The sequence below is a fragment of the Pseudomonas sp. M30-35 genome, from assembly GCF_002163625.1.
Classification (GTDB): domain Bacteria; phylum Pseudomonadota; class Gammaproteobacteria; order Pseudomonadales; family Pseudomonadaceae; genus Aquipseudomonas.
On the sequence record NZ_CP020892.1, the window covers coordinates 3223281 to 3241792 of the forward strand.

At 55.2% G+C, this 18512-nt stretch carries 21 protein-coding genes; all 21 read right to left on the reverse strand.

All coding sequences use genetic code 11. The features are described from left to right. Position 1: 1 nt before the first annotated feature. Positions 2-778 carry a flagellar biosynthetic protein FliR gene (gene fliR, locus B9K09_RS14850; protein ID WP_087517539.1) on the reverse strand — a complete coding sequence of 259 codons (777 nt, stop codon included), beginning with the start codon at positions 776-778 and terminating at the stop codon, positions 2-4. A 2-nt stretch (positions 779-780) separates the two neighbouring features. Continuing rightward, complete coding sequence (gene fliQ, locus B9K09_RS14855; RefSeq protein WP_087517540.1) at positions 781-1050, reverse strand: flagellar biosynthesis protein FliQ; 270 nt, start codon at positions 1048-1050, stop codon at positions 781-783. A 2-nt stretch (positions 1051-1052) separates the two neighbouring features. After that, positions 1053-1799, reverse strand: coding sequence for a flagellar type III secretion system pore protein FliP (fliP, locus tag B9K09_RS14860; protein ID WP_256574320.1), 747 nt, complete (start codon positions 1797-1799; stop codon positions 1053-1055). Positions 1800-1807: 8 nt separating this feature from the next. Beyond that, positions 1808-2236, reverse strand: a complete 429-nt coding sequence (gene fliO / locus B9K09_RS14865) for a flagellar biosynthetic protein FliO (protein ID WP_087517542.1) — start codon at positions 2234-2236, stop codon at positions 1808-1810. 1 nt (position 2237) lies between these two features. Continuing rightward, the gene (gene fliN, locus B9K09_RS14870; protein WP_087517543.1) at positions 2238-2717 is read right to left on the reverse strand and encodes a flagellar motor switch protein FliN; all 480 of its coding nucleotides are present in this window, start codon (positions 2715-2717) and stop codon (positions 2238-2240) included. A 117-nt stretch (positions 2718-2834) separates the two neighbouring features. After that, positions 2835-3806, reverse strand: coding sequence for a flagellar motor switch protein FliM (gene fliM, locus B9K09_RS14875; protein WP_087517544.1), 972 nt, complete (start codon positions 3804-3806; stop codon positions 2835-2837). A 13-nt stretch (positions 3807-3819) separates the two neighbouring features. Beyond that, entirely contained in the window at positions 3820-4338 is a 519-nt protein-coding gene (gene fliL / locus B9K09_RS14880) for a flagellar basal body-associated protein FliL (RefSeq protein ID WP_087517545.1), read from the reverse strand. A 216-nt stretch (positions 4339-4554) separates the two neighbouring features. Next, positions 4555-5835 carry a flagellar hook-length control protein FliK gene (locus B9K09_RS14885; protein WP_087517546.1) on the reverse strand — a complete coding sequence of 427 codons (1281 nt, stop codon included), beginning with the start codon at positions 5833-5835 and terminating at the stop codon, positions 4555-4557. A 164-nt stretch (positions 5836-5999) separates the two neighbouring features. Beyond that, positions 6000-6350, reverse strand: coding sequence for an Hpt domain-containing protein (locus tag B9K09_RS14890; protein WP_087517547.1), 351 nt, complete (start codon positions 6348-6350; stop codon positions 6000-6002). Positions 6351-6456: 106 nt separating this feature from the next. Continuing rightward, complete coding sequence (fliJ, locus tag B9K09_RS14895; protein WP_087517548.1) at positions 6457-6906, reverse strand: flagellar export protein FliJ; 450 nt, start codon at positions 6904-6906, stop codon at positions 6457-6459. Continuing rightward, positions 6903-8270: a flagellar protein export ATPase FliI gene (fliI, locus tag B9K09_RS14900; protein WP_087517549.1), complete on the reverse strand. Its 1368-nt coding sequence runs from the start codon at positions 8268-8270 to the stop codon at positions 6903-6905. Before fliI ends, fliJ begins: the two co-directional genes overlap by 4 nt. Next, the gene (gene fliH / locus B9K09_RS14905; protein ID WP_087517550.1) at positions 8260-9066 is read right to left on the reverse strand and encodes a flagellar assembly protein FliH; all 807 of its coding nucleotides are present in this window, start codon (positions 9064-9066) and stop codon (positions 8260-8262) included. Before fliH ends, fliI begins: the two co-directional genes overlap by 11 nt. A 6-nt stretch (positions 9067-9072) precedes the next feature. Beyond that, positions 9073-10089, reverse strand: coding sequence for a flagellar motor switch protein FliG (fliG, locus tag B9K09_RS14910; protein ID WP_087517551.1), 1017 nt, complete (start codon positions 10087-10089; stop codon positions 9073-9075). Then, positions 10082-11878, reverse strand: a complete 1797-nt coding sequence (gene fliF, locus B9K09_RS14915; protein WP_087517552.1) for a flagellar basal-body MS-ring/collar protein FliF — start codon at positions 11876-11878, stop codon at positions 10082-10084. Before fliF ends, fliG begins: the two co-directional genes overlap by 8 nt. A 16-nt stretch (positions 11879-11894) precedes the next feature. Beyond that, the gene (gene fliE, locus B9K09_RS14920) at positions 11895-12224 is read right to left on the reverse strand and encodes a flagellar hook-basal body complex protein FliE (protein WP_087517553.1); all 330 of its coding nucleotides are present in this window, start codon (positions 12222-12224) and stop codon (positions 11895-11897) included. Positions 12225-12458: 234 nt separating this feature from the next. After that, a complete protein-coding gene (locus B9K09_RS14925) occupies positions 12459-13874 on the reverse strand; it encodes a sigma-54 dependent transcriptional regulator (protein ID WP_087517554.1) in 1416 nt (471 codons plus the stop codon). Between the two features lie 5 nt (positions 13875-13879). Further along, positions 13880-15055 (reverse strand): PAS domain-containing sensor histidine kinase, encoded by a 1176-nt coding sequence (locus B9K09_RS14930; protein ID WP_087519123.1) that lies wholly within the window; start codon positions 15053-15055, stop codon positions 13880-13882. Between the two features lie 237 nt (positions 15056-15292). After that, positions 15293-16765, reverse strand: coding sequence for a sigma-54 dependent transcriptional regulator (locus B9K09_RS14935; protein ID WP_087517555.1), 1473 nt, complete (start codon positions 16763-16765; stop codon positions 15293-15295). Positions 16766-17035: 270 nt separating this feature from the next. Further along, a complete protein-coding gene (gene fliT / locus B9K09_RS14940; protein WP_087517556.1) occupies positions 17036-17332 on the reverse strand; it encodes a flagellar protein FliT in 297 nt (98 codons plus the stop codon). 175 nt (positions 17333-17507) lie between these two features. Further along, positions 17508-17885, reverse strand: a complete 378-nt coding sequence (gene fliS, locus B9K09_RS14945) for a flagellar export chaperone FliS (RefSeq protein WP_087517557.1) — start codon at positions 17883-17885, stop codon at positions 17508-17510. Positions 17886-18125: 240 nt separating this feature from the next. Next, positions 18126-18509, reverse strand: coding sequence for a flagellar export chaperone FliS (gene fliS / locus B9K09_RS14950; RefSeq protein WP_087517558.1), 384 nt, complete (start codon positions 18507-18509; stop codon positions 18126-18128). Positions 18510-18512 lie beyond the last annotated feature (3 nt).

Below are 18512 nucleotides of genomic sequence, written 5' to 3' on the forward strand. Positions count from 1 at the left end.
CTCACCTCGCCTGTGCCAATTCGCGAAGAAACAATAACGCTTCACGGGCGAAGACTTGATACTGCACCAGAATATCGGCCAGACCGATCCAGATAATCACTAAACCCAGCACCACTGTCAGCGGGAAACCGATAGTAAAGATATTGAACTGCGGTGACGCCCGGGTCATTACACCGAAGGCCAGGTTAATCACCAGCAAGGCGGTAATCGCCGGCAAGACCAGAATCAGTGCCGCGCCAAATACCCAGCCGAGCTTGGTCGCGATATCCCAATACTGATTAGTCAAGAATCCGCCGCCGACCGGCAAGGTGACAAAGCTTTCCGCCAGCACCTCAAATACCACTAGGTGTCCGTTCATTGCCAGAAATAGTAGCGTCACCAACATGGTAAAAAACTGGCCAATTACCGGCACTGAAATACCGTTGGTAGGGTCAACCATCGAGGCAAAGCCCAAGCCCATTTGCATCGAAACAATTTGCCCGGCAATCACGAATGCGTGGAAAAAAAGCTGCAAGGCAAACCCGAGCATTACGCCGATAAGGATTTCCTGAGCAATCAGGATCAAGGTTTGCAGGCTAAGCGCATCAACCTGCGGCATCGTCGGCAAGGTCGGCAACAACACCAGACAAATCGCCAGCGACAGGTACAAACGCACCCGCATCGGAACCAACTGAGTGCCGATAACGGGCATGGTCATCAGTAACGCGGCGATGCGAAACAGCGGCAGCAGATAACTGCCAACCCAACCACCAATCTGCGTATCGGTCAGCTCAAGCATGGTCAGCCAATGAGCGAGGGAATGTTCATGATCAAGGTACGCGAATAGTCCATCAACTCACGCACCAGCCAGGGGCCAGTGAAAATCAGCGTGAGGAAAATAACCATCAAGCGCGGTAAAAAGCTCAGGGTTTGTTCGTTGATCTGGGTGGCGGCCTGGAACATCGCAACCAGCAAACCGACGAGCAAACTCGGCACAACAATAGTTGCGACAATCATTGAGGTCAGCCACAACGCTTCACGAAACAGGTCGACTGCCACCTCTGGAGTCATGGCTATATTCCTCCGAAACTGGCGGCAAGCGTGCCCATGATCAACGCCCAGCCATCAATCAACACAAACAGCATGATCTTGAACGGCAGCGAGATAATCAGCGGCGAGAGCATCATCATACCCATCGCCATCAGGATGCTCGATACAACCAAGTCGATAATCAAGAACGGGATAAAGATCATAAAACCGATCTGAAATGCAGTTTTCAATTCAGACGTTACAAACGCTGGCACGAGGATGGTCAACGGTGCTTCATCCGGGCTGGCAATGTCAGTGCGCTTGGACAGGCGCATAAATAAATCAAGATCACTTTCGCGAGTTTGCGCGAGCATGAAATTCTTGATTGGCCCTTCGGCTTTGAGAATCGCCTCCTGCGCCGGTAACTGTTCATTCAGATAGGGCTGCAGCGCGTCCTTGTTAATCTGCTCAAACACCGGCGCCATAATGAACATAGTCAAAAATAGCGCCAGCCCGACCAGTATTTGGTTCGATGGCGTCTGCTGCAAGCCAAGCGCCTGACGCAAAATCGAAAAGACGATGATGATCCGGGTAAAGCTGGTCATCAACATCAGGAACGCTGGGATAAAACTCAGCGCGGTCATGATCAGCAGAATCTGCAGACTGACCGAATACTCCTGCTGCCCCTCAGCATTGGTGCTTAGGGTGATCGCCGAAATAGACAACGGATCATCCGCGCCCAGCGCCATTGGCGCCACTAGCATGAACAACGAAAGCAACAACAGGCGCATCGCGTTCATCAAGTCTTGTCCTTATGGTCTTTCCCCAACAGCTCCATCAGGCGCTGGGAAAACTCGGTCGGCGCAGGCTTGCTCTCGCTACTGTCCACCGGATCTTTAAGCACATGCAAAGGGGTAATCCGCCCCGGTGTCAGGCCCAACAGCACCTGCTCATTACCGACTTGCACCAACAGCAGACGGTCACGCGTGCTCAGCGCCTGACTGGAGATAATCTTGATTGCCTGTCCACCGCGCGGGGTAATCTGCTGCACTCGGCGCATCAGCCAAGCCAGCAAAAAGATCAACCCGATAACCAGTAGCAAACCCAACAGCAGCTGGGTCAATTGCCCGGCGATGTCGCTGCCGGCCATCGGCGTGACCGCCTTGGCAGCAGGTTCAGCGGCCAGCGCAGTTAACGGCAAAGCGAGCAGCAGACCGAGGCTTTTCATGTCAGCGCAGCTTCTTGATTCGTTCGCTCGGGCTGATCACGTCAGTGAGACGGATACCGAACTTCTCGTTAACCACGACCACTTCACCGTGGGCGATAAGTGTGCCATTAACCAGCACATCCAACGGCTCTCCAGCCAGACGATCAAGCTCAATAACTGACCCCTGATTGAGCTGCAACAGATTGCGGATAGTAATGTCGGTATTACCCACTTCCATCGAAATCGACACCGGGATATCCAGAATTACATCGAGATTCGGCCCCTCAAGACTGACCGGCAAGTTGTTTTTCGGCACCCCACCAAACTCTTCCATCTCGGCAAGTGAGGCTGCTGGCGTTGAACTGCCGCCCGCATCACCCACGCCCGCGAGCATCGCATCGATGTCATCCTGATCAGCATCGCCCGACTCGGACAGCGCTGCGGCCCACTCGTCGGCTAATGCCTGCTCTTCGGGTGAAGTCGCTTCATTTTCATCTGCCATGATCTTTCCTCGGATGGCGTAAATAGCTGGAGATTTCCTGCAAGGCTTTGCGCTGGCGCTTATGGCGCTCGGCTGCCCTGCGGAGAATCACCTGATTACTCAGTGTTGCAGCCGACGCTAGCGGCCACGGTTAATCGGGTCGAGCACTTGCAGCGCTAAATTACCTTTATGCGCCCCCAGCTTGACCTTGAATGAAGGCACACCGCTTGCGCGCATAATCACTTCGTCTGGCAATTCAACCGGAATCACATCACCGGGTTGCATATGCAGAATGTCGCGTAACTTTAGTTGGCGACGGGCAACTGTCGCCGATAACGGCACACGGACATCAAGCACGTCTTCACGCAGCGCATTGATCCAGCGCTCGTCATGATCCCCAACATCGGACTGGAAGCCCGCATCGAGCATTTCACGAATCGGCTCGATCATCGAATAAGGCATGGTCACATGCAGATCACCACCGCCGCCGTCCAACTCGATGTGGAAGGTCGACACCACAACCACTTCACTTGGACTGACGATGTTGGCCAACGCGGGGTTAACCTCGGAATTAACGTAATCGAAGTTAATATCCATCACCGCATGCCAAGCTTCTTTGAGGTCGACAAACGCTTGGTCCAACACCATGCGCACCACGCGCAATTCCGTTGGAGTGAACTCACGGCCTTCGATCTTGGCGTGACGACCATCCCCGCCGAAGAAGTTGTCGACCAGCTTGAACACCAGTTTGGCGTCAAGGATAAACAGGCTGGTGCCACGTAAAGGCTTCATCTTCACCAGGTTGAGGCTGGTCGGCACGTACAACGAGTGCACGTACTCACCAAACTTCATCACCTGGACGCCGCCCACTGAAACATCCGCAGAGCGGCGCAACAGGTTGAACATACTGATGCGGGTATAGCGGGCAAAGCGCTCGTTGATCATTTCCAACGTCGGCATGCGCCCACGGACGATGCGGTCCTGGCTGGTCAGGTCATATTGTTTGACGCTACCTGGAACCCCAGCGTCTTCAGTTTCAACCATTCCGTCATCGACACCATGCAGCAAGGCATCAATTTCGTCCTGGGAAAGCAGGTCTTGCACGGCCATCTATGGCTCCCGACTACTGCAACACGAGGTTAGTAAATAACACTTGTTCGACTACGGTCTTGCCGACTTCCTTTTGCGCCAACTCCTGCACGCTGGCAGTCGCTTGTTGGCGCAGCATTTCTTTGCCGACCGGAGTCACTAAACTAGTGAAGTCTTGGCCAGAGAACAACATAACCAAACGGTTACGCAGCACCGGCATATGTACTTTAAGGGCATCCAACGCGGCTTGATCACGAGTCATCAACGCAACGCTGACCTGCATGTAGCGAGCGCGCCCGCCTTGGGTAAAGTTGACGACAAAAGCTGGCGTCAGCTCTTCGTAAATGGCCGCCTGCTTGACCGGGGCAGCGTCCTCTTGCGTAGTTTCAGCAGCTTGCGGCTTGTCATCTTGCTTACTGAGGAACAACCAAGTTCCTGCAATCGTCAAACTTATCACCAGCAACAGGACGACAATGGCCAGAATAATGACCTTGATCTTACCGCCCGACTTGCCCTCGGCTGCGGGGTCTTCCGGTTTATCTTTCTTCGCCATGCCAATAATCCGTCACAAATTCAGGTTAGCTGCTATTAAAGCCTGTTCGAGCAAGTGTTATGCCAGATTAGCTTTATTGCTTTTGATAACTGCATAAACAGCTTTTGATAACTGCATAAACAAGTTCGCCCGACGCTTTTCAACGTCGGGCGAAGTAATCCCAGTTTAACCGGGTATCCCAGCTTTTAGGGAACGGCTACATGCATTCAGGGCAGCTTATGCGTAGTAGTCGACCATGCTGCGAGGAATGTCATACGTCATTGCCCGCTGCTCGACATTGGCAATCGACAATTCCTCGTCATGGCCGCCACCAAGTGATGATCCGGAAGCGTCACGATTGCTGTCACTGCCCGCCTGCTGTTGATTCTGTCCCTGACCTTGCCAACCTCGCCCCTGGTTTGGGTCTGACACGGTAACGTCCTGCAGGTTGATGCCTTGCTGAGTAAACATCTCACGCAAACGATGCATCTGGCCTTCAAGGCTGTCACGTACTGCCGCGTTGGCACTGGCAAAGGAAACCTGAGTTTGATCATTGTTCATGTGTATACGCACTTCCAAACGCCCCAACTCCACAGGATCAAGCTGAATCTCCGCAGACTTGAGGTTTTGGCTCGACAGATACATGACCCGATCCACTACTGCTTCGGTCCAGCCACCTTGCTGCATGGCGATAGGCGTACCCACAACAGGGGTTTTCGGCGTCAGTGCCGTTTGCTGGGTAATCGCCTGACTCAGCGCATTGAGCTTACTGACAAAGTTCTCCGGCGGGGTATCAGCGGAGCTTTCCTTGAGGCTGTCGAGCGCCTCGGCGGTTAGATCAGTCAGGTTGAATTCGCCAGCTAAGGTTTTCTCTGTTGATTGCAGCTTGGAGCCCATTGCACTAGCAAACGTCTGGCCGGGGTTAAGCGCTGCTTGTGCTGCAACTGCACCCGGCGATTTCTGCTCGGCATTTGCCGCCGCCTGCGCTTTGCCGATATCAAGCGCCATCTTCACCGCTGGCAGCTGGTTCATGGCATCCAGATCCGCATCAAAACTGGCATCGGTCATGCTCGCCGGCCCCGAACTCTTGAAGTTCGCCGTGACTGCAGTCATCCCTTCAAGCTGATCGGCATTCAACTGCAAAGCAAACAGCTCGTCACCCTCTTCAGTTGATGGCTGCGTGTCGGTCTGTGCGTCCAGCCCCTCACCTTCGCCCTGCGTCATCGCCGGATCAGTCGGCAAGGAATTGCCGCTATCGGCAACCGCTGGCGTTTGAGTGTCGCCATTGGCCTGTGGCTCAGCATCGTCCGCCGCCTTGGCTTTTTGCTCATTAGCCGCTTTTGCCGAGCTGTGCGCACGCTCAGCAGACTTGGCCTGGCGCTCATTGGCGTAGACCTCAGCAAAGCTCGAAGCCTCGCGTCCACGGGGCTCAGCCGGTTTTGCTTGAGGCTTGGCCGCCGCAACCCTGGGCTTTAAATCAACTGCTGGTTTGAGCAGTAAGTCAGCTGCACCGGACATCGGCACTCTCCATACGGATTGGTTCGTACTGGGAGATAGCAAGAGCCAGGCCAAGTTGACCCGCGACGTTTGAAAAGAGCTTTTAATTACGCGAAGCAGACAAGGAAACAGCCGCTAGCAGGGCTATCCAGCGTATCCGCTGCAACAAAAACGCAGGGTTTGGCTCAGGTGGAAGACGCTTGAATTTCGAGTAGAAAAATGGATTTGACTGCGGCCAGCTCAGTTTTAATCTGGGTAAAAACCGCATCAATCATTGGCTGACTTTGCTGATCAACTGCGAGTTCAAGCTCAAGGCACAAGCGCGCAAGTTCAAGCGCGCCAATGTTGCCACAGCTGCCTTTGAAACTATGAATAGCCAGACTCAAAGCGGCCATATCATGTTCTGCAATAGCCTGCTCAGCCAGTGCTATGCGCTGATCAGAGTCGACCAGATAGGCATCAAGCAAAACCGGGTACTGGTCACCCATGAAGTCCTTTAATCCAGCAATCACTGCCTTATCTACATGCGCATCCACGCGTGACACTCCCTGACCCGCCAACAACAGAAAAAACCTGCGCACACACTAACGTCGCCCATGCAGAAGACCAAATGCTTTTAATCGATTTCATCCAGACGGTCGCTTAAAACCGCTCGCGCCCCGCCAACCGTTGCGACAACTCATCGAGCATTTTTTGCTCACGCTTATCCTCAAGTTGACGCGCTTCATCCTGGTAGCGCTGGATCAACTTACGCAGACCTTCGAGGCGGGCATAACGTTGCTGCCAGGCTTGACGAAATTTATCGACGTTGCTGCGATGCCAATCAAGGCTTTGCTGCTGCTGAGCAATGGCGGTTTCCAGCTGTGATAGAAAACGCTGGTAGTTAAGCAACCATTGCCCGGAAACACCTCGCTGCCCCTCTGTCATCCATTGCTGCTGATAATCGGCGCGATAGCGTTCAAGCTCACCCAGTTTGACCTCTGCCTGCCCCTGTTGTGCTTGCGCACGCCCCAGTTGCACGGCAGCTTCGCGCTCAGCGCGCTCAGCCATATCGACCACTGGCGCCAACTGCTGTGAACGGCGCTTACTCATGCCTGAGCATTGTTAACGGTTGGGTTGAACGTAGTTGCCAGCTGCGAGGTGCTGGTTTGCAAGCTCACACTCTCGTCGAGCGCCTGGCGCAAGAAAGCCACCATTTGTGGACGCTTGGCAATGGCCAAGTCAGTGTCTGCATCGCCACCTGGCACATAAGCGCCAACACTGATCAAGTCACGGCTTTGCTGATAGCGTGACCACAGCTGTTTAAACCGCTGTGCTTGCTGCTGGTGTTCACGGGTCACCACTTGCGGCATTACCCGGCTGACTGAGGCTTCAATATCAATCGCTGGATAGTGACCCTCTTCCGCCAGGCGCCGACTCAATACAATGTGCCCGTCGAGCACACCGCGTGCGGCATCGGCAATCGGATCCTGTTGATCATCACCTTCGCTCAGCACGGTATAAAAAGCGGTTATGGAGCCACCGCCCTCTTCGGCGTTGCCCGCGCGTTCGACCAACTTTGGCAGCTTGGCGAATACTGACGGCGGATAACCTTTGGTGGCTGGCGGCTCACCGATGGCTAAAGCAATTTCACGCTGAGCCTGGGCAAACCGGGTCAGGGAATCCATGAGCAGCAGGACATTCTTACCCTTGTCGCGAAAGTATTCGGCGATTCGTGTGCAATAGGTGGCCGCGCGTAAGCGCATCAGCGGCGCATCGTCAGCGGGCGAAGCCACCACCACTGAGCGTTTAATGCCCTCTTCACCGAGAATCTCCTCGATGAACTCCTTTACCTCACGGCCCCGCTCACCGATCAGGCCGACCACAATAATCTCTGCCTCGGTAAAGCGCGTCATCATGCCCAGCAGCACACTTTTACCCACGCCCGTACCGGCAAACAGCCCCAAGCGCTGGCCACGCCCCACTGTCAGCAGCCCGTTGATTGAGCGAATGCCCACATCCAGCGGTTGATCAATCGGATGGCGTTTCATCGGGTTGATTTGCGGGCCATCCATCGGCACCCAATCTTCGGCTTTCATCCGACCCTTGCCATCCAGAGCCGCACCGGTGCCGTCAAGTACGCGGCCAAGCATCGACATCCCCATCGGCAGACGCCCGGTATCCGGTAACGGCACAACCCGCGCCCCCGGAGCAATTCCAGCCAAACTGCCGACCGGCATCAGAAAGATTTTGCCATTAGCGAAGCCCATCACCTCGGCTTCGACTTGCAGCGGGTGATAACTGCCTTCGTTGATCACCATGCAACGGCTGCCCAACGAGGCGCGCAGACCTTCAGCTTCAAGGGTCAAGCCAACCACGCGAAGCAAGCGGCCCTCGACTACCGGCACAGCAGGTAACTGGATCGCCTCACTGTAGCCACTGAGACGCTTACCAAAGCTTACGCGCTCAAGTCTCACTGGCAGGTGTTTCCGGCGTTACCAGCGGGATATTCATATCGGCCTCAAGCGGATGTACTGCCTGCTCGCGCTGCTGCTCAAATAGTTGCTTGAACGCTTGGGAAATGCGTGTTTCAACAGTCGCATCAATCCGGCAGTTGGCACACTCAACCCGACAGCCGCCGGGCAGCAGTGCCTCATCCTCAAGAATCCGCCAGCTTTCTTCGTGGCGGTCACGCAGGGCTTTGATGATGTCGTAATCTTGCGGGTTAAGATGAATCCGCACGTTGTCATCACCAATCGGCAGCAGCTTTAACGCCTCGCGCAGCACCTGGCGAATCTGGCTGGAGTCACGATCGAGCTCACGCTGAATCACCTCACGGGTGATACGACTGACCAAGTCAATCATGGCCGCTTCAATCTGCTGATCCTGCTCGGCAATGGGTTCAAACAGCTGGCTCATTACCCGTTCAAGCCCTTCCAGCTTGCTGGCCAACGCGGCGTCGGCCTCATGCTTGGCCTTGAGTTGACCGGCGTGGTAACCGTCGCGCTCGCCGGTCAATAAGCCTTCGTTGTAGGCTTCCTGACGAATCGCTTCCAATTCATCCAGCGTCAGCGGTTTGACTTCGTCCAGAGCAACATCTTCGCTGTCGGCGGGTACGCTTGCCGATGCTGCATGCGCATCAGCCTGCTGTTCAGATTCAGTAGAGTTGTGCTCAGCGGTTTCGACGTGCTGATCGAAACTCGGCAACGACCAAACATCGAGCGCATTGATATCGCCGGCGCGAATAAGCTCGCTCTGTACTTCTTTAGCCATGTTGGCTTAAACCATTTCTTCGCCGCCCTTGCCACCAAGGACGATTTCCCCGGCTTCGGCCATGCGGCGGGCGATGGTGAGAATTTCTTTCTGCGCAGTCTCAACATCACTGACGCGCACAGGCCCTTTGGCTTCAAGATCGTCACGCAGCAGTTCAGCCGCTCGCTTGGACATGTTCTTGAAGACTTTCTCCTTGATCGCCTCGTCAGCACCTTTCAGCGCCAGCACCAGCACATCAGAAGACACCTCACGCAGCAACGCTTGAATGCCGCGATCATCTACATCTGCGAGGTTATCAAAGACGAACATCAGGTCTTCGATCTGCGTCGACAAGTCTTCATCGACCTCACGAATCGAATCCATCAACTGCCCTTCAACCGAGCTGTCGAGGTAGTTCATGATATCCGCAGCACGCTTGATCCCGCCAAGGCTGGCGCGACTGGTGTTGGAGTTACCCGAGAACTGTTTCTCCAGAATCAGGTTCAATTCTTTAAGTGCCGCTGGCTGCACGGTGTTCAGCGAAGACACGCGCAGCACGATATCCAGACGCACTTTGTGGTCGAAGTGGCTAAGCACCTCACCGGCTTGGTCCGGGTCGAGATACGCCACGACAATTGCCTGGATTTGCGGGTGCTCGTAACGAATCACGTCAGCCACTGCACGCGGCTCCATCCACTTCAAGCTGTCGAGGCCGCTGGTGCTACCGCCGAGTAAAATCCGGTCAATCAAGTTGCCGGCTTTATCTTCGCCAAGCGCTTGGGTGAGCATTTTGCGAATGTAGCCATCGGCGCCAACGCCCAAGCTGGTCTGATCACCGACAATGTCGACAAACTCGCCCATCACCAATTCAACCTGGTCACGGTTGATATTGCGCATGCCAGCCATGGCCACGCCGACTTTCTGTACTTCTTTCGGGCCGAGATGACGCAACACCTGCGCAGCGTCGGTCTCTCCCAACGACAGCAGCAGAATTGCGGCCTTCTCGACCTTATCTAATTTGGCGTTCGCGCGACCTTCACTCATCGTCGTTGATCCACTCTTTAACTACTTGGGCAACCCGGCCCGGATCTTCGGCAACCAGACTTTTAATTGCGTTGAGCTGCGCGTCATAACCTTCGCTAGGGCTTGGCAGCAAAATGCTTTGCGGGCCGCCAAGGCTAACCCGATCAGCCGCCAAGCCTCCAGCCATGTCACCCAACTCTACATCGCCACCCGCACCACCCGCCACTGACATTTCGCGACTCTTGCCGCCGCCAGTGATGTTGTTCAATACCGGACGCAGCACACCAAATACCAACACCAGAATAAACAGCACGCCCAGTACTTGTTTAACCGTATCCCAGAACCAGGGCTGGGTGTAGAACGGAATGTCTACGATTTCTTCGCCAGTGACCGCGGTGAACGGGGTATTAATTACGCTGACGCTGTCGCCACGGCTGGCGTCAAAGCCGACAGAATCCTGGACCAACCGGGTAAAGCGCGTTAGCTCATCGCTGGTCCAGGGTATGTGGGTGGCTTCACCGGTTGCGGGATCAACCTTGACTTGATCATCAACCACCACTGCGACAGATAACCGACGCAGACGACCTTGCTGTTGCTTGGTGTGACTAATCGAACGATCCAGCTCATAGTTACGCGTTGCTTGCAGACGCTTGTCCGCAGGGAACGGCGCCAACATGGGCTGACCGGTCGCGGGGTCCATCACTTGTTGACCATTGGCGTCGAGCAGCGGCTGACCGGCTGCAACCGGACCAGCCGGTCCTGCTGCGGCGGGCGCGTTAGCTTGCTGTGGCGCATTGGCGGGCACCGGCGGCTGATTGCTCAGCGCGCCCGGCACGCCTTGCGGCGGCAGGCTGCTGCTGCGTTGTTCATCCGTTTTCTGTTCACTGCGCAGAGCGGGTTGGTCTGGATTGAACATCTCTGATGTCGACTCAACGGCACTGAAGTCAACGTCAGCAGAGACTTCCGCTTTATAGCGGCCTGAACCTAAAACAGGCTGCAGAATATTGTGCACACGCTGAGTCAGCATGCTTTCCAGACGACGGCTGTAGTCGAACTGCTTGCCAGCCATGGTCAGCGCAGAGTTCTCTTGCTGATCGCTCAGCAGATTGCCCTTTTGATCAACCACGGTAACCTGTGACTTATCGAGCTCGGGAACGCTGGTTGCCACCAAATTGATGATCGCCATCACTTGGCTCGGCTCAAGCCCACGACCAGAATACAACTCAACCAATACTGAGGCGCTCGGCTTGCGATCATCGCGCACGAACACCGAGCTTTTCGGAATGGCCAAATGCACACGAGCAGCCTTGACGTTGTTGAGGCTGGAAACTGTGCGTGCCAACTCACCTTCGAGGCCGCGACGATAACGCGTAGCTTCCATGAACTGGCTGGTGCCCAGGCCCTGCTCCTGGTCAAGAATCTCAAAACCCATGGTTTTGTCGCTCGGCGCCACACCTGCAGCGGCCAGACGCATGCGTGCACGCGCCATGTCTTCGGACTTGACCAACAACGCGCCTGAGTTTGGCTCGATGGTGTAGGTAATGTCAGCCATCGACAGCGTTTCCATCACTTGCGATGCATCCATACCGTCGAGGCTGCCATAAAGCGGACGGTAGTCCGGCTGCTGCGACCATAAAACCACGGCAAAACCAATCGCCACGCTGGCCGCCAAACCGACCATGAGGCCGACCTGACGAAGCATGGTCATTTCGGATAGATTTTCCAGAAATGTCAGACCAAACAACGGTTTCCTGGAGCCGTCAGAGGCGCCGGTGGTAGCGGGCATATTTGCCGAGAGTGCGTCAGCCATGATTCAAAATCCGCCTTTAAACCGGCATCTGCATGATGTCTTGATAAGCCTGAACCAGTTTGTTGCGTACCTGGGTCATGGCTTGGAATGAAACACTGGCCTTCTGCGACGCGATCATCACGTCGGTCAGGTCAACACCGCTTTTACCCATTTCGAAAGCTGTCGCCAGTTGCTTGGAAGCCTGTTGGGTTTCATCAACCTTGCCAACCGCTTGACTCAGCATGTCAGAAAAGCTCGGAGCGCCTGGCTCGGGTGTTGCTGACACAGGGTTTGGACGCGCCATGGCATCCGCCTGCATGGAGCGCATTTCCAACATCAGTCGATTAAATTCAATGCCTTGGCTCATAACACTTCCTCCACTGGCCGCTTTCTTTTTGACACTTCGCAGCGCTATGCATGGTTATTAGCAACAACGATGCCAGTTAAGCGGTGGCGGATAATAATTCTGGTGCGAACAGATGATTGACGCTTTGCAGCGGCGAATTTCGAAGTATGGGTTGCGCCTTGGTGGACAAGCTTCGCGTTGTCGCACCCTACGCGATGGCGGATGACGCTTTTCATCCACCATTGATGATGGGGCTTAACTGGCGTAGAGGTACGCCTCTACATCCATACCGGCATCCCGCATTTGCGCCAGCTTGTAGCGCAAGGTTCGCGGGCTGATACCCAAGCGTTCTGCAGCCTCTTTACGCCGACCTCGTTCAGTTCGCAGGGTATCGATAATCACCTGAAACTCGCGCCGACGAAGATCCTCACCCAAAGCACCCGACTCCTGCGGAGTCACCTCTTCAATCACCACCTCAGTTGGCGCTGCCATACTGACTGGCGAGGCTGGCACCGCGATATGCGCCAGAGAGCTGGCACCTACCGGCGCCGCTAGACACAGGTCTTGCGGCTGGACCCAACCACCTTGTTGCAAAATCAACGCACGCTGCACAGCATTATCCAGCTCACGCACATTGCCTGGCCAAGCGTGCGCCAACAAACTGGCCTGGGCTTGCGCAGAAAACCGCACCGGCGCGTGATTCATCTTTTTGACGTGCTTGGCCAGCAGTCGCTCAGCCAAAGGTACGATATCCGCCGGACGTTCACGCAATGGCATCCACGCCAACGGAAACACCGAAAGCCGGTAGTACAAGTCTTCACGGAAGCGCCCCGCCGCGACATCGCCCGCCATGTCACGGTTACTGGTGGCGAGCACGCGAATATCCAACTCAATCGGCTTACGCCCGCCAACGCGCTCAACCTCACGCTCTTGCAGCACACGCAGCAGCTTGGCTTGCAGGGCTAACGGCATTTCAGAAATTTCATCGAGCAGAATCGTGCCGCCGTTGGCCAACTCAAACTTGCCCGGCGCGCTGGTAACGGCCCCGGTGAACGAACCCTTCTCATGACCGAACAAGGTCGCTTCGAGCATGTTGTCGGGAATCGCCGCGCAGTTGATCGCAATAAACGGTTTGCTCGCACGCGGTGATTGCTCATGGATATAACGCGCCAGAACTTCCTTACCGGTTCCCGACTCGCCAGTAATCAATACCGTAGAGCCACTGCGTGCAACTCGCGCTGCAAGGTCAAGCAACTGCACGCTAGCGGGTTCAACCGCGATGGGGCCTTCCTGGTCGCCATCAGCGATAACCCCACGCGCGTGACGATCGACCAAAGCCAACAGGGCTTTCGACTCAAACGGTTTAACCAGGTAATCAGCGGCGCCTTGACGCATCGCATCAACCGCTCGCTCAACGGCACCGAAAGCAGTCATCAACAGCACCGGCATTTGCGGCAGACGCTGACGAATAGCCGCCAGCAATTGATGGCCGTCCATGCCCGGCATATTGACGTCAGTCACCACCAGGCCAAACGCTTGCTGCTCCAGCGCCAGTAACGCCGCCTCAGCGCAATCCACTGCCTGGTAGTCATGTCCACCAATACTCAAGGTATCAGCCAGTGCCTCACGCAGTGCGCGGTCGTCTTCGACCAATAAAATTTTAGCGGCCATGGCGGTTACTCCTGAACAATCATTTGCGCCGTGGTAATCAACGGCAGAATCAATAACGCGCTAGTCCCGCGCCCCGGCTTGGACAGCAACTTCAGTTCACCCTGATGGGCTTTAGCCACAGCCTTTACCACCGCAAGCCCGAGCCCGGTTCCTGTGGTTTTAGTGGTAAAGAATGGCTCACCCAGACGTGCCAGAGTCAGAGCATCAATACCGGGACCGTCATCACTGATACACAGTCGCAGGGTGTTAGCACGGCTGTATAAATGTATTTTCAAACGCGCCTCGCGCCCGGAGGCTTGGATGGCGTTCTCAACCAGGTTCAGCGCGGTGCCGACCAGGGTGTCGCGATTACACAGCAACTCGCCGTTGTAACTGTCGCACTGCCAGCGCACTTGCATGCCCTGCACATGGGTTTCACCCGCAGCGCGCAAAGCATTGAATAAAGCCTTTGGCGTGATTCGATCCGGCAACGGTAGATCGCCACGGGCAAAAATCAGCATGTCGCGAACCTGGTGTTCAAGCTCGTGCAGACGCTCTTTCAGGCGCCCGGCAAAGCGCTGTTGCTGCTCTGCTGGCAGCACTTGTTCAGTCAAGTGGCTGGCGTAGAGCAAGGCGGCCGAGAGCGGCGTACGGATCTGGTGAGCCAAGGAAGCGACCATTCTGCCCAGCGCCGATAATCGTTCATGGCGTGACAGCTGATCTTGCAGGCGGCGGGTTTCTGTCAGGTCGGTGAGCAACACCAACTGGCCCGGTTCGCCGTGCAGCGAGCGAGTCGCGATTGCCAGGCGCCGACCATCTTTCAGTGAGACTTCATGGCCATCATCTTCACGCGGGGCGAAACTACGCGCGATGACCTCACGCCAGAGCATGCCAGCAAGCGGCTTGCCTAACAGGTTGCGTGCCACAGGATTAGCTTCGCGCACTACGCCTTGGCCGTCGATAACGATAACCCCGCCCGGCAGCAAATCGAGCAAGCTCTGCAGGCGCAACGCCAAGCGTTCTTTCTCAGCCAACTCCTGCATGCGTTGCGCACTGACCAAAGCCAGCTGACCTTTAAGCTCAGTGACCCGTGACTCAAGCAAGCTATAAGACTCGCTGAGCTGGCTGGACATCTGATTAAACATCTCAAACGCCTGCTCCAAACTCGCACGGCCCGCTTGTTCGACCGGTTCGGCAGGCATCTTTTCGGTGTTTTCAGCAATTTTGGCAGGGCTAGTCATTCTTCTATCTCGCGCAGCGTGCCGTCATAAGACAGTCAGTTGCATGAGTGTTAGCAATACCCGTGCCGGAAAAAATATCGTTTATTATCAAGCGGATAAAAAATAAGGCCGAAGGTAGCGTCAAACCTTCGGCCTTATTTCAAGGGATCGCGCCAAGCGAATGACTCATCAGCCGCCGCGACTTAGTGTTTTTTCAGACTAGTCGTCCATGCCCTCTTCATCGCGACGATTCATGTTGTATTTGCGCATTTTCTCAACCAGCGTCGTACGCCGAATACGCAAGCGCTCAGCAGCCCGCGCAACGATGCCGTTGGACTCATCCAGTGCCTGCTGGATCAAACCTTGTTCGAGGTTACCCAAGTAATCCTTAAGGTCGATCCCTTCGGCCGGAAGTTGCGGTGCCGTTTCCGGGCCTGGCAGACCGGCGAAGATTGCTGCGCGCTCTTCAAACTCGTCCAGCAAGGTTTCGTGCAAGTGCTCATCTTCATCATCGACGTGACGGAACTTCTTCGGCAACTCACCCACACCGATCACCCCGTATGGATGCATGATTGCCATGCGCTCAACCAGGTTCGCCAGCTCACGCACGTTGCCTGCCCAGTCGTGGCGACACAGCGACATGATCGCCGCAGAGTTGAAACGAATCGAACCGCGCTTTTCGTGCTCCATGCGCGAAATCAATTCATTCATCAGCAGTGGAATGTCTTCGATCCGCTCACGCAGCGGTGCCATCTCGATTGGGAACACGTTCAAGCGGTAATACAAATCCTCGCGGAAGGTGCCGGCCTCAATCATGTTTTCAAGGTTTTTGTGGGTCGCGGCAATGATGCGCACATCGGCGGTCTGGGTTTTGTTGCTCCCCACACGCTCGTACGTGCGTTCCTGCAGCACACGCAGCAGCTTGACCTGCATCGGTAACGGCATGTCGCCAATTTCATCGAGGAACAACGTACCGCCGTTAGCCAGTTCAAAGCGCCCAGCTCGGCTGGTGATCGCCCCGGTAAAGGCGCCTTTCTCGTGACCGAACAGCTCGCTCTCGAGCAGTTCAGCAGGGATGGCACCGCAGTTGACCGGAACAAATGGCCCTTCACGGCGCTTGGAGTGGTAATGCAGGTTACGCGCGACCACCTCCTTACCCGTGCCTGACTCACCGAGAATCAACACGCTGGCTTCGGTGTCGGCGACTTGCTGCATCATCTGCCGTACTTGTTGAATAGCGCGACTGGTGCCGACCAGGCTGCGGAATAGATTGGTTTCACGCTGACGGCCGCGAGCGCGAGCTTCGTCATACATTTCGCGGTAAACCTGAGCACGGTGCAGCGAATCAAGCAATTTGTTGTAGCTGGGCGGCATCTCAAGGCTCGCCAGCACACTACGGCGATTATCCTCGGGCCAGTCCGCAGGTATCGACTCGTCGATCAGCAGCACCGGCAAGAACTCGTCCCAACTCACTAAATGCTTTACTTGCTCAAGCAGCTCCCCACTGCCTTGAACATCACCCAGCATGACACAAAGCACTGCGCGACTAGACTCAAGGCCAGCCACCGTGGCTTTCCATGAAGCGCTATCGCACGCCAAATGCTCCTCGCCCAAGAAATTTAAAATCACCGCAAGGTCGCGGCGACGCTCAGTATTGTCATCAATCAACAGAATTTTGGTTTCACGCCACATAGCTTTACTTCATGTCCGGGAGTGAAAAATCGGCTGTCCCACTATTTGAACCGCCAGCATATCGCTATTAAGTTAAATCAATTAACTCGGTAGATGTCAATTTTATGGCGTGTTTTATTTTTTGCCCGACCAACGCCAATATTGACGCTAAATCGTTGGCGTGGATCACACCGCATGGAGAGACACTGAGGAAGGCGCCTTGAGCGAGCGTCAAGGCGAATACACAAGCGCCACACGTAGCGTGTGGCACAACTCAGGCAGATGGCTATATTAGCCGAACAGCTGATAAACCTTGGCACCGCTGTGCGCTTGATTAAGCTGCACCAACTCACCGGCAAGGCGCTTTTGCTCTGACTGGCAAACGTTGACCAGTTCGCGGTACAAGTCGAGCAACTCGGTCATCCGCGTACGCAGCGTTTCTTCGTCATCGGCGACATCCAGCATGGCTTCATCAATGGCCTCGCGGCACTGTAGATCCAGGCTGCCAATTGCAGTCCAATCCTGAGTCGCCAAGGCACTGCGCAGTGCAGTTCCGGTGTCTTGTAGACGCTGTACTGGTGAATTCATAACTTACTCCGCATTCTGAGGGCCCCCCTGAAAAAGGTAGCGAGCGACGATAGGACAAGGCAAAAAACTGCGAAAAATCGACCGAGGTCGCGCTCGACTTTACGTATTGTAAATGAGCATTTTGAGCAGTTTTTTAACGCAGTAATATCGAGCGCAGTAGTTTTTCAGAGGTTCCTTAGCCGATCGCGTCCCAACCGGATTTAATATTACGCAACAGACCTGCAACTTCTTCAAGCGGCTCAACTTGGTTCTTGACGTTGGCCTCAAACAAACGCGCCGACATGTACTCATACAGACTGTCGAGGTTTGCTGCCAGTTCACCACCTTGCTGCAAATCCAGACCGTCGCGCAAGCCGCCAACGATAGCAATTGCCTTACCAATCAACTCACCCTTGAGAGCAACCTGACCACGCTCCATGGCGCCACGCGCTTGGGCGATACGGGTCAAGCCACCTTCCATGAGCATCTGAATCAACCGATGCGGGCTCGCATCAACAGCCTGAGCCTGAGTATTAACAGCTTGGTACTGTTTCATCGCTGCCATCGCGTACATTGTCGCTCTCGCTTATATCTGTGCCTGATGCTTAGCTATCGGCGCTGTTGCGAGAAGCTTTAACGATTTCTGATTGAAAATAATGCTTAAAAAATTTGGAGATACCCAGGATGGAAGACGCTTTTTTCATCCACCATTTATGGCGGCGGATTCAATTGAAAACGCAGCGATAAAGAGCCGACCGCTAGACCTATGGTGGACAAGCTTCGCGTTGTCACACCCTACGCGGATGAACCATGGTTAGGCGGTTTCGACTTCAGGCGCGATTGCATCCCAGGCGGATTTAATCTCGCCCAGCAACGCTTCCACTTCGTCCAGCGAGCGCGGGGTTTTATCCAGCGCAACGCCGGCCAGGCGGCGGGTCATGTAGTCGTAAAGTGAGTCGAGGTTTTGCGCCAACTCACCGCCCAACTCCATATCCAGGCTGCCTTGCAGGGCACCAATGATACTGAGCGTGCTGCTGACCGCCTCACCGCGTATACCGGGGTTGTTGTCTGCCTGGGCTTTACGGGCCTTACGTAGACGCTCAATAGCGCCCTCAAGCAGCATCTGAACGGCGCGGTATTGGCTAACCTCTTGGCTGACGGCAACCTGCTTGTACATATCAATCGGTTGTTGGCTCATGCC

Excerpts from the sequence above, each read along its gene's own strand:
- fliR (WP_087517539.1), bottom strand. The coding sequence starts at position 778 with ATGCTTGAGCTGACCGATACGCAGATTGGTGGTTGGGTTGGCAGTTAT.
- fliQ (WP_087517540.1), bottom strand. The coding sequence starts at position 1,050 with ATGACTCCAGAGGTGGCAGTCGACCTGTTTCGTGAAGCGTTGTGGCTG.
- fliP (WP_256574320.1), bottom strand. The coding sequence starts at position 1,799 with ATGCGCCTGTTGTTGCTTTCGTTGTTCATGCTAGTGGCGCCAATGGCG.
- fliO (WP_087517542.1), bottom strand. The coding sequence starts at position 2,236 with ATGAAAAGCCTCGGTCTGCTGCTCGCTTTGCCGTTAACTGCGCTGGCC.
- fliN (WP_087517543.1), bottom strand. The coding sequence starts at position 2,717 with ATGGCAGATGAAAATGAAGCGACTTCACCCGAAGAGCAGGCATTAGCC.
- fliM (WP_087517544.1), bottom strand. The coding sequence starts at position 3,806 with ATGGCCGTGCAAGACCTGCTTTCCCAGGACGAAATTGATGCCTTGCTG.
- fliL (WP_087517545.1), bottom strand. The coding sequence starts at position 4,338 with ATGGCGAAGAAAGATAAACCGGAAGACCCCGCAGCCGAGGGCAAGTCG.
- B9K09_RS14885 (WP_087517546.1), bottom strand. The coding sequence starts at position 5,835 with ATGTCCGGTGCAGCTGACTTACTGCTCAAACCAGCAGTTGATTTAAAG.
- fliJ (WP_087517548.1), bottom strand. The coding sequence starts at position 6,906 with ATGAGTAAGCGCCGTTCACAGCAGTTGGCGCCAGTGGTCGATATGGCT.
- fliH (WP_087517550.1), bottom strand. The coding sequence starts at position 9,066 with ATGGCTAAAGAAGTACAGAGCGAGCTTATTCGCGCCGGCGATATCAAT.
- fliG (WP_087517551.1), bottom strand. The coding sequence starts at position 10,089 with ATGAGTGAAGGTCGCGCGAACGCCAAATTAGATAAGGTCGAGAAGGCC.
- fliF (WP_087517552.1), bottom strand. The coding sequence starts at position 11,878 with ATGGCTGACGCACTCTCGGCAAATATGCCCGCTACCACCGGCGCCTCT.
- fliE (WP_087517553.1), bottom strand. The coding sequence starts at position 12,224 with ATGAGCCAAGGCATTGAATTTAATCGACTGATGTTGGAAATGCGCTCC.
- B9K09_RS14925 (WP_087517554.1), bottom strand. The coding sequence starts at position 13,874 with ATGGCCGCTAAAATTTTATTGGTCGAAGACGACCGCGCACTGCGTGAG.
- B9K09_RS14930 (WP_087519123.1), bottom strand. The coding sequence starts at position 15,055 with ATGCCTGCCGAACCGGTCGAACAAGCGGGCCGTGCGAGTTTGGAGCAG.
- B9K09_RS14935 (WP_087517555.1), bottom strand. The coding sequence starts at position 16,765 with ATGTGGCGTGAAACCAAAATTCTGTTGATTGATGACAATACTGAGCGT.
- fliT (WP_087517556.1), bottom strand. The coding sequence starts at position 17,332 with ATGAATTCACCAGTACAGCGTCTACAAGACACCGGAACTGCACTGCGC.
- fliS (WP_087517557.1), bottom strand. The coding sequence starts at position 17,885 with ATGTACGCGATGGCAGCGATGAAACAGTACCAAGCTGTTAATACTCAG.
- fliS (WP_087517558.1), bottom strand. The coding sequence starts at position 18,509 with ATGAGCCAACAACCGATTGATATGTACAAGCAGGTTGCCGTCAGCCAA.